Annotated in this window: 1 protein-coding gene; it reads right to left on the minus strand. The window is 35.5% G+C overall.

Annotation, left to right across the window (positions count from 1 at the left end; translation table 11 throughout):
* Nucleotides 1–217, minus strand: a 217-nt coding sequence (locus HXW94_RS19080; RefSeq protein WP_178368446.1) for an IS200/IS605 family accessory protein TnpB-related protein, incomplete at its 3' end; no start/stop codon positions are given.
* Between the last annotated feature and the right edge of the window lie 65 nt (nucleotides 218–282).

A 282-nucleotide genomic window follows, 5' to 3' on the forward strand; every position in this document is an offset into this window, starting at 1 on the left:
CTGTAAAGACCACTCGAATTCCGTAATCTTCCCCTTTGTAGGCAATCATTTCTTTGAGTCTATCTAAAGGAACAGAAACAAAATTCTGGTTATTCTTTTTACCTATTTTGATCTTTTGTTTCCAGCCTTCGTTCTCTCCAATAATGATTGTTCCTGTTTGAGTCTCAACCGCATAATTAATAATCAAACGACTGGCTTTATGCATGTAATCATTCATTTTACATTCTCTTTTTAAAGAGAGCTTCCCGATTTTGTTTGAACTTCCCTTGTCCCCTATATTGG

It is taken from the genome of Desulfobacter latus (genome assembly GCF_013389365.1).
Lineage (GTDB): Bacteria > Desulfobacterota > Desulfobacteria > Desulfobacterales > Desulfobacteraceae > Desulfobacter > Desulfobacter latus.